Source organism: Pseudolysinimonas sp., from assembly GCF_031389465.1.
Classification (GTDB): Bacteria; Actinomycetota; Actinomycetes; order Actinomycetales; family Microbacteriaceae; genus Pseudolysinimonas_A.
In genome coordinates this window covers 1-8,245 of record NZ_JANMSQ010000117.1, presented here as the reverse complement: position 1 = coordinate 8,245, position 8,245 = coordinate 1, and the positions used below count along the sequence as shown (strand labels likewise).

The window sequence follows — 8,245 nt, the reverse complement described above, 5'->3', positions numbered from 1 at the left end:
GTCTTAGTCTGCTCGTCGGCGGACGGCAACAGGTCGGGACGGATGCGGCGGGTGCGTTCCAGCTGCTGCTCGTGCCGCCAGGCGGCGATGGCACCGTGGTTGCCGCCGAGCAGCACCGGCGGAGTTTCGAGTCCGCGCCAGACGGCGGGCTTCGTGTAGCTCGGGTATTCGAGCAGCCCGTCCTCGTGACTCTCCTCGACGAGGCTCTCGGGATTGCCGACCACCCCCGGCACGAGTCGCCCCGCCGCCTCGATCATCGCCATCGCCGCGACCTCGCCGCCGTTCAGCACATAGTCGCCGAGACTCAGCTCGAGCACATCCGCACGGCCTCGGGTGTTGTCGATGACGCGCTGGTCGATGCCTTCGTAGCGGCCGCAGCAGAAGACGAGGTGCTCACGGCTGCTGAGGTCGCGGGCGGCCGCCTGTGTGAAGAGCGTGCCTGCGGGGGTGGGGAAGACCACCGTGCTCGCCTCGCCGAGGACGGCATCCAGCGCCTCGCCCCACGGTTCGGGTTTCATCACCATTCCGGCGCCGCCGCCGGCCGGAGTGTCGTCGACGGTGCGGTGGCGGTCGTGCGTGAAATCCCGCAGATCGTGCACCTGGATGTCGAGCACACCCCCGCTGCGCGCGCGGCCGAGGAGCGAAACGTCGAGCACGGCGAAGAACTCGGGGAAGATCGTCACGACGTCGATACGCACGGCTTCAGGCTATCCGGGCGCTGGTGCGTCCCTAACTCTCGGAATCGTGACCACTTATCCACGTCTCATCGATGAAGGGTCTCCCGACCGAGAGTTGGGTCGCATTGTCGAGCAATGCAGACAGGACTGTTCTCAACACGACATCTTCGGGCCAGCGGGTTAGGTCGGGCGGATGTTCGCCGCGCCCTCGCGGGTGGTGCACTGACCCGCGTCCGCCGCGGGTGGTACTGCACCCCTTCGGCGGCGTCGGATGTCGTCACTGCCGCGCGGGTTGGCGGTCGACTGACCTGCCTGGCTGCTCTGCGGAGCCACGGCGCCTGGACTCTCGACGACACCGGGGCACACGTCCGGGTAGCCGACGGTGTCGCGGTCATCCATCAACCGGGCGTACGGATTCATTGGACGGCCCAACGGGTTGGCCCGGGGGTCGACTCGGTCGACGAAGCGCTGGGGATGGCTGTTGCGTGCGTCGACTTCCGTGCCCTGGTGATCGTGGCCGACTCACTCGTGAACCGCGGGATTCTCACGCCCCTCCGGCTGCAAGCCGTACTCGGTGTCACTCCGAGAGGGCGCCGCGTGCTCGCAGTTCACGACCCCACCGCAGAATCTGGCATCGAGACACTCGTTCGACTGGCGTTGAGACGCCACCGGGTTCGGATGCGGAGTCAGGTGGTCATCCCGGGAGTGGGCCGCGTCGATTTCCTCATTGGCGACCGGCTCGTGATCGAAGCCGACGGGTACGACTGGCACGGCGGGCGCGTGGAGTTCGAGCGAGATCGCGAGCGGGATCGTGAACTCGTGCGGCGCGGCTACATCGTGATCCGAGCGAGCTACCACCAGGTCACGACCGATCTCGACGCGGTCGTGAGCGCAGCACTCGAGGTGATCCGTCGCCGTGAGCACCGGTGGCGCGCGATCCACAGGACGCAACTCTCGGAATCCGGATACCTCATCAACCTCTCGTCGATGAAGGAGCGGATATCCGAGAGTTAGGAACCGGCGGGAGGGTCGACAGGGGGCTCTTCGTCGGAAAGTTCCTCGAAGAGGCCGGGGGGCGGCGTGAGGGTGACGGTGCCCGCGTCGATGTCGACGGTCGGCACGATCGCCGACACGAACGGCACGAGAACTTCGCCGCTGCCGGTGTCGATGGCGAGCAGATCCTGAGCCGGGAAGTGGTCGACGCGCACGACGCGGCCGACATCCTTGCCGTCGCGCAGGGCACGCAGTCCGACGAGCTGGTGGTCGTACCAGGCGTCGGATTCGGCGGGCACCTCGGTGAGGTCGTGATCGACCCAGAGGATGGCCCGCACGAGGGTCTCGGCCGCTTCGCGGTCGTCGATACCGGTGAAGAACCCGACCGCGTGGCTGTTGTACCAGCGAAGCTCAGTCAGCTCGATCGTCTTGCCATGCCACGGGGATGACGTGGGCACCTGCAGCGTGAACGTCGCGCCGGGCACGAAGCGGCGTTCCGGCTCGTCGGTGAAGAGTTCGAGCTTGAGGGCGCCTTTGAGCCCGTGCGCCTTCGTGAGGCGCCCGACTCGCAGCTGCGTCGTACCCGGGGGCTGAGCCTTTTCGGCGTTCACGCCTCGTCGGTGTCGACGACGTCGATCCGAACGCGCTGCCCGTCGGCGAGTGCCGTCACGAGCGTGCGCAGGGCCTTGGCGGTGCGCCCCGACCGGCCGATGACCCGGCCCAGGTCGTCGGGGTGCACCCGCACCTCGAGCAGCTCGCCGCGCGTCGAAGTCGACGACTCGACCCGGACGTCGTCGGGAAAGTCGACGATCCCCTTGACGAGGTGCTCGAGGGCGGAAGCCAGCATGACTACTTCTCGTCGGCCTCGGCGGCGGCCTCAGCGGGCGCCTCCTCAGCGGCCGGAGCCTCGGCAACGGGCGCCTCAACCACCGGCGCCTCAACCACGGGGGCCTCTTCGACGACCTCGGCGGCCGGAGCCTCCTCGACAGGAGCCTCCACCTTCGGGGCCTTCTCAACCTTCGGCTTCAGAACAGGCTTCTTCTTGTCGTCGATCGAGAAGACCGGCTTAGGCTCCTTGACGCGAATGGTGCTCTTGGCGTTCTTGTCGCCCTTGAACTTGCCCCAGTCGCCCGAGAGCTTGAGGAGCGCGGCGACCTGCTCGGTCGGCTGCGCGCCGACGCCGAGCCAGTACTGGGCGCGGTCGGAGTCGATCTCGATGAACGAGGGCTCCTCGGTGGGGTGGTACTTGCCGATCTCTTCGATGACGCGACCGTCGCGCTTGGTCTTCGAGTCGGCGACGACGATGCGGTAGTACGGGGCACGGATTTTGCCGAGCCGCTTCAGGCGGATCTTGACAGACAAGAGTTCTCCAGAGTGTGTGCGTGACGGACGAACTGCTCCCGTGCGCGTGGGGCACACTCGGCAGGAAAGTTCTCGGTGGAGATCGTCGGCATCGGATAGAGGGTCGGACGCCGGGACCCAAACGACCATTCTGGCAGATTCTCGGCCGCCGAGCGACCACCGGGCGAAATCACCCGTGAGAGGTCAGGGCCGTCGGACGACGTACACGACGCCACCCACGATGACGATCGCCAGGGTGCCGATCGCGACCCATAGCAGCCACCACAGATCCGATCCGGATGCCGGGGGCACCTCGATCGGTGGCGTGGCGGTGGGAGTGGGGCTGGCCGACGGTCGCGGGGTGGCCGACGGCGTCGGGGTGGCAGTCGGCGTAGGCGTGGGAGTGGGCGCCACGACCGAGCTCGAGCCCCCGGCCTTGCTGCGCGGTTTGGCTGGTGTCGATCCCGATCCGCCGGTTCCCCCCGACGCCCCAGCGTCGAGCGACGCGCAAGCGCCGCTCGGGGTCGACGGGTCGACGGCCACGAAGGCAAAGACGACATCGGTCACGATCCCGATATCGCCGTAGCACGCGGGCAACGGATCAAAGGACGTCGGCGCGCCCGACAGGTCGGGGGACGTGCCGCCCTCGTCGATGCGCAGAATCTTGCCGGTCGAATCGGCGATCTGGATGCGGAACTCCGCGGACTCGGCGAGGTAGAAGACGAAGTTGAACGGGTAGCCGAGGCTGCTGCCGTCGTCGCTCACGACGACGTCATCCAGAACCCAGGCGGAACCGACATGGCGGAACAGCCGCACCTCGAGGTCGGGGACCAGTTCGGAGGCAGCGTCGAAGACAACGCCTGGGATCACCAGCTCGGTGTCGGCGGCGACCAGTTCGAAGTCGATGTCGCTGGCGGGCGGCGTAACGGGGTCGAATTCGCACCCGCAGCCATCCCAGCCGTCATAGGTCATCGGGACGTAGTCGTCGTTGTCCCAGTCATCGGCGTGCACCACGTAGGTCAGACCCGGCCGTACGTAGAGCGTGTACTCACCGTCGGCATCCGTCTGCGTCTCGACGTACTCGTTGTAGTCGGGATCGTCCTCAGCCCAGATCCAGATGCCCTCAATCGGAAGGCCGTTGATGTCAGTGACGGTGCCGGAGATGGATGCCGCAGGCGGCATCGACATGGTCAATCCCGAGAACCCGACGCCTGGCTCACCATCGAGCTGGGTGGCCAGCGCTGGATCGTCGAACCCGCCGAGGAAGGCATCCAGGTAGGGCGTGTTCTCCTCGTCCATCTCGAAGTCGAGCGTGTACGGCTGATCGAAGATGAGGGCGGGGAAGGTGTACGAACCGTCGTACGTGACCTCCGAGAAGGAGGTACCGCTCCAGAACCCACCGGACGAGTAGTACGCGTAGAGCTGCACTTCGACGCCCGCAGCGGTCATCTCCGACGTCCAGGGGTCGATCTGCCCCGAGATGTCGACATACCGGTTCACGATGAGTTGGAGCGGGGCCGGATCGGTGCCGCTGACGGTCACGCTGCCGTACGCCGAGCCGTAGGTGCTGGTTCCGTCAGTAGAGCCGTCGATCACGTAGAAGAAGTAGGCGTCGTCAGGCAACGTGACGGTGACGAGTCCTGACGCGTCGGAAGCCTCGATCACTTCCGTGGTGTTGTCAGAGGCGTGACGGAAGTCGACGTCGAGCCCCACGACGGCGTTCCCCGCCTGATCCACGACTTCTACGACGACTTGGCCAGAGGCCGACGCCGAGACGGCGGGCACGATCGCGGCGACCAATCCGAGCACGATCGCCGCAAGCGCGGCGGCGAGCCGCCGGGTGACGGTGCGCGACGGGGAGCGGGACTCGGTGTTGCGGGACATCGGGCCTCGATCTGATGGGGTAGCGCCCACCCTAGCGGCGCGCCGGGCCGGCGGGCTACGCGGGCGCGACGACCCGCAGGCGGCGTCGCGACAGGGCGACGCCGACCAGGCAGACGACCCCGCCCGCGAGGGCGAGCGGATGCGGGATCTCACCGAACGCGAGGAACCCCATGACCGTGGCAAGGGGCGGTGAGAGGTAGCTCGCGATGCCCAACTGGCCCGCCGGCATGCGGCTCAACGCGTACGCCCAGGTGGTGAACGCCAGCGCGGTCGGCACCACGCCGAGATACACCGTGCCCCACCACGCGGACGCCGGGGCGACGGCCAGCTGAGCGACCAGCAGCCCCGAGAACGGCAGACACACGACAAGCCCGATCGCGCAGGCGAGGAACGTCGCCTGGATTGCCGGGATGTGGCGGGTCACGGGCTTCTGGGCGATGACGCCGATCGCGTACGCGACGGCTGCGACGAGAGCGAGCAGCGCCCCGACGAGGTCAACCGGATGGGCCCCACCTTGAGCGAGCATCGTTCCGATGCCGATGAGCACGACACCCGCAAACGCGACGGCGGCGCCGATCGACAACCACTTCGGGATGCCCTCGCCGAGGAAGATCCCCGCGCCGAGCGCGATGAGGATCGGCCCGATGCCGACGATCATCGCCGCGGTGCCGGCATCCAGTGTCTGTTCCGCGGTGTTGAGTGCGACGTTGTAGGCGCCGAACCAGGCGATGCCGACGATCGCCAGCTGGGCCCACTCGCGTCGGGTCGGCCAGACCCAACGACGCGCGATCAACACGGCGATGCCGAGCGCGACCACGCCGACGGCGAGGCGGCCCAGGGCGAGCGGCCCGCCGTCGAGGTACGGGCCGACCCCGCGGATGACGACGAAGGCGCTGGCCCAGGCAAGAAAGGTGAAGACGATCGCGCCGAGCAGGAGCCACCGGGACGACGTCATCCGCTCACGCTACGGCGACCCACCGACTTCGCACAGAACTTCGGCGGTCAGCCCTCGACGGAATCCCGCCAGGCGAGCAGGGCGCGCACCCCGGCGAGATCGGCCCCTGCGTTGATCCCGATCTCGAACAGCGTGACACCGAGCGCGTGGTACTTCTCCAGCGACGTGTGGTCGAGGGTGCCGGGGCCGCGCAGCGAGGTGCCTGTCGAAAATTCGATCTCGGAGATGTCGCGGCCGACCTCTTCGCACCAGTGCCGCAGCACGTCGAGCTTGCGCACGAGGGTGTCGGGGTCGGCGAACGAGTGCCAGATGTCGGCGTGTTCGGCGACGATCTTCAGCGTCTTCTGCTCGCCCCCGCCACCGATGAGAATCGGGATGTCGCGGCTCGGCACCGGGTTGAGCTTCGTCCACCGGTCGCGGATGCGCGGCAGGTCGACGGCGAGCGCGTCGAGTCGCGACCCGACGGTTCCGAAGTCGAAGCCGTACTCGACGAAGTCGCGTTCGAACCAGCCCGACCCGGTGCCGAAGATGAAGCGGCCGCCACTGATGTGGTCGAGCGTGCGGGCCATGTCGGCCTGCAGGTCGGCGTTGCGGTACACGTTGCAGTTCACGAGCGGGCCGAACTCGACGCGCGACGTCTGTTCGGCGATCGCGCCGAGCATCGTCCACGCTTCGAAGTGCAGTCCGTCACGGTCGCCGGTCAACGGAAAGAAGTGATCCCAGTTGAAGATGATGTCGACGCCGAGGTCTTCGAGCTGACGGACGGTGTCTCTGATGAGCGTGTACGGGGCGTGCTGGTTGGAGACCTGCACGCCCACCCTGACGGGGTGACGCATCCCTGGTGCGGTCATTCGGCCAGCATAGAACGCGCACAGACCTGTCGGTCGCCTCCCGACCGGGGGTCAGCGACCGAGATCAGAGACCGAGGTCAGCGGCCCAGCATCTTCTGCAGGGCCGCGAGCTCCTCCGGCGACGGTGGGGCCTTCGCCGCACCCCCACCGCCGAGGCCGAAGCCGCTGCAGCCACCGGCCGCAGGCTTGACTCCTTCGGCGCGGGCGGCGTCTTCGGCGGCGCGTTTCGCCGGGTTGCCGCTGCGCGACCCCTTCTTCTGCTGCTGCTTGCCCTTGCCCGGGCGGCCACCACCGAAAGTGCCCCCAGGGATGGGACCCATGCCCGGGACCTGCGGCATTCCGCCCTTCGCGACGGTCTTCATCATCTTCGCGGCCTGCTCAAACCGCAGCACCAACTGGTTCACGTCGGTCACCGTGGAGCCGGAACCCTTAGCGATGCGCAGCCGCCGCGAGCCGTTGAGCAGCTTCGGGGTGACCCGCTCCGCCGTCGTCATCGACTGGATGATCGCCTCGGTGCGCACCAGTTCGCGCTCGTCGAAGTTGTCGAGGGCTTCGCGCATCCCGCGGGCGCCGGGCAGCATCCCGAGCATGCCCTTCAGCGAACCCATGTTGCGCAGCTGCTGCATCTGCTTGAGGAAGTCGTCGAGCGTGAAGGTGTCGGTCGCGAACTTCTCGGCGACCTTCTTCGCCTCTTCCTCATCGAACGCGCCCTGCGCCTGCTCGATGAGGGTGAGGATGTCGCCGAGGTCGAGGATGCGACTGGCCATGCGGTCGGGGTGGAATGGTTCGAAGTCATCCAGCCCCTCACCCGTCGAGGCGAACATGATGGGGCGCCCAGTGATGCTCGCGACCGAAAGCGCGGCGCCACCGCGGGCGTCGCCGTCGAGCTTGGTGAGCACGACGCCGGTGAAGTCGACGCCCTCCTGGAAGGCGCGGGCCGTCGTGACGGCGTCCTGGCCGATCATCGCGTCGATGACGAACAGCACCTCGTCGGGGTCGACGGCGTCGCGGATGTCGGCGGCCTGCCGCATCAGCTCGGCGTCCACGCCGAGGCGACCGGCGGTGTCCACGATGACGACGTCGTGCTGACGGGTGCGCGCGATCGCGAGGCCCTCGCGGGCGACCGCGACCGGGTCGGCTCCGGACGGCATGACGTCGTCGCTGCCCTGGTTGCCGGGGTGCGGGGCGAACACCGGGACACCGGCCCGCTCCCCCACCACCTGCAGCTGGGTCACGGCGTTGGGGCGCTGGAGGTCCGCCGCGACGAGCAGCGGGGTGTGCCCCTGGCTCTTGAGGTGCAGCGCCAGCTTGCCGGCGAGGGTGGTCTTCCCGGCACCCTGCAGGCCCGCGAGCAGGATCACGGTGGGCGGGGACTTGGCGAAGGCGAGCGGCCGGTTCGCCCCGCCGAGGATGGCGACGAGCTCCTCGTGGACGATCTTGACGACCTGCTGGGCCGGGTTGAGGGCGCCGCTTACCTCGGCCCCGCGGGCCCGCTCCTTCACGCTGGCGATGAAGGCCTTGACCACCGGCAGGGCGACGTCGGC

General features: G+C 68.1%; 10 protein-coding genes and 1 pseudogene. 2 read left to right on the top strand and 9 right to left on the bottom strand.

The annotated features are described in order from the left end of the window. Positions 1-698: tRNA (guanosine(37)-N1)-methyltransferase TrmD (gene trmD / locus RMO30_RS04505; RefSeq protein ID WP_309710071.1), on the bottom strand; the 698-nt coding region annotated here is incomplete at its 3' end. 114 nt (positions 699-812) lie between these two features. On the opposite strand from trmD, the pseudogene RMO30_RS13110 reads away from it, so the two are divergent. Continuing rightward, positions 813-872, top strand: a pseudogene (locus tag RMO30_RS13110) (hypothetical protein); the annotation flags it as partial. Here the strand turns inward: RMO30_RS13110 and RMO30_RS04500 are convergent. Further along, positions 858-1,076: a hypothetical protein gene (locus RMO30_RS04500; RefSeq protein ID WP_309710066.1), complete on the bottom strand. Its 219-nt coding sequence runs from the start codon at positions 1,074-1,076 to the stop codon at positions 858-860. The pseudogene RMO30_RS13110 and the gene RMO30_RS04500 overlap by 15 nt on opposite strands. A gap of 75 nt (positions 1,077-1,151) precedes the next feature. Between RMO30_RS04500 and RMO30_RS04495 the strand changes: the two genes are divergently transcribed. After that, the gene (locus RMO30_RS04495) at positions 1,152-1,691 is read left to right on the top strand and encodes a DUF559 domain-containing protein (protein ID WP_309710063.1); all 540 of its coding nucleotides are present in this window, start codon (positions 1,152-1,154) and stop codon (positions 1,689-1,691) included. On the opposite strand, the gene rimM is transcribed toward RMO30_RS04495, so the two are convergent. The 7 genes from rimM to ffh all read right to left on the bottom strand — a co-directional run. Continuing rightward, positions 1,688-2,281, bottom strand: coding sequence for a ribosome maturation factor RimM (gene rimM / locus RMO30_RS04490; protein WP_309710060.1), 594 nt, complete (start codon positions 2,279-2,281; stop codon positions 1,688-1,690). The genes RMO30_RS04495 and rimM overlap by 4 nt on opposite strands. Then, on the bottom strand, positions 2,278-2,517 hold the full coding sequence (locus tag RMO30_RS04485; RefSeq protein WP_309710058.1) for an RNA-binding protein: 240 nt from the start codon (positions 2,515-2,517) through the stop codon (positions 2,278-2,280). Before RMO30_RS04485 ends, rimM begins: the two co-directional genes overlap by 4 nt. A gap of 2 nt (positions 2,518-2,519) precedes the next feature. Next, the gene (gene rpsP, locus RMO30_RS04480) at positions 2,520-3,032 is read right to left on the bottom strand and encodes a 30S ribosomal protein S16 (protein ID WP_309710054.1); all 513 of its coding nucleotides are present in this window, start codon (positions 3,030-3,032) and stop codon (positions 2,520-2,522) included. Positions 3,033-3,215: 183 nt separating this feature from the next. Next, complete coding sequence (locus RMO30_RS04475) at positions 3,216-4,895, bottom strand: hypothetical protein (RefSeq protein ID WP_309710052.1); 1,680 nt, start codon at positions 4,893-4,895, stop codon at positions 3,216-3,218. A 55-nt stretch (positions 4,896-4,950) separates the two neighbouring features. Continuing rightward, positions 4,951-5,850 (bottom strand): DMT family transporter, encoded by a 900-nt coding sequence (locus RMO30_RS04470; protein WP_309710050.1) that lies wholly within the window; start codon positions 5,848-5,850, stop codon positions 4,951-4,953. Positions 5,851-5,897: 47 nt separating this feature from the next. Continuing rightward, positions 5,898-6,686 carry an LLM class F420-dependent oxidoreductase gene (locus RMO30_RS04465; RefSeq protein WP_309710047.1) on the bottom strand — a complete coding sequence of 263 codons (789 nt, stop codon included), beginning with the start codon at positions 6,684-6,686 and terminating at the stop codon, positions 5,898-5,900. Positions 6,687-6,778: 92 nt separating this feature from the next. Then, positions 6,779-8,245 (bottom strand): signal recognition particle protein (ffh, locus tag RMO30_RS04460; RefSeq protein WP_309710045.1); only part of this gene is annotated, 1,467 nt, incomplete at its 5' end.

Coding starts and splice junctions, on each gene's coding strand:
- RMO30_RS04485 (WP_309710058.1), bottom strand. CDS start 2,517: ATGCTGGCTTCCGCCCTCGAGCACCTCGTCAAGGGGATCGTCGACTTT.
- RMO30_RS04495 (WP_309710063.1), top strand. CDS start 1,152: ATGGCTGTTGCGTGCGTCGACTTCCGTGCCCTGGTGATCGTGGCCGAC.
- RMO30_RS04500 (WP_309710066.1), bottom strand. CDS start 1,076: ATGGATGACCGCGACACCGTCGGCTACCCGGACGTGTGCCCCGGTGTC.
- RMO30_RS04470 (WP_309710050.1), bottom strand. CDS start 5,850: ATGACGTCGTCCCGGTGGCTCCTGCTCGGCGCGATCGTCTTCACCTTT.
- RMO30_RS04465 (WP_309710047.1), bottom strand. CDS start 6,686: ATGCGTCACCCCGTCAGGGTGGGCGTGCAGGTCTCCAACCAGCACGCC.
- RMO30_RS04475 (WP_309710052.1), bottom strand. CDS start 4,895: ATGTCCCGCAACACCGAGTCCCGCTCCCCGTCGCGCACCGTCACCCGG.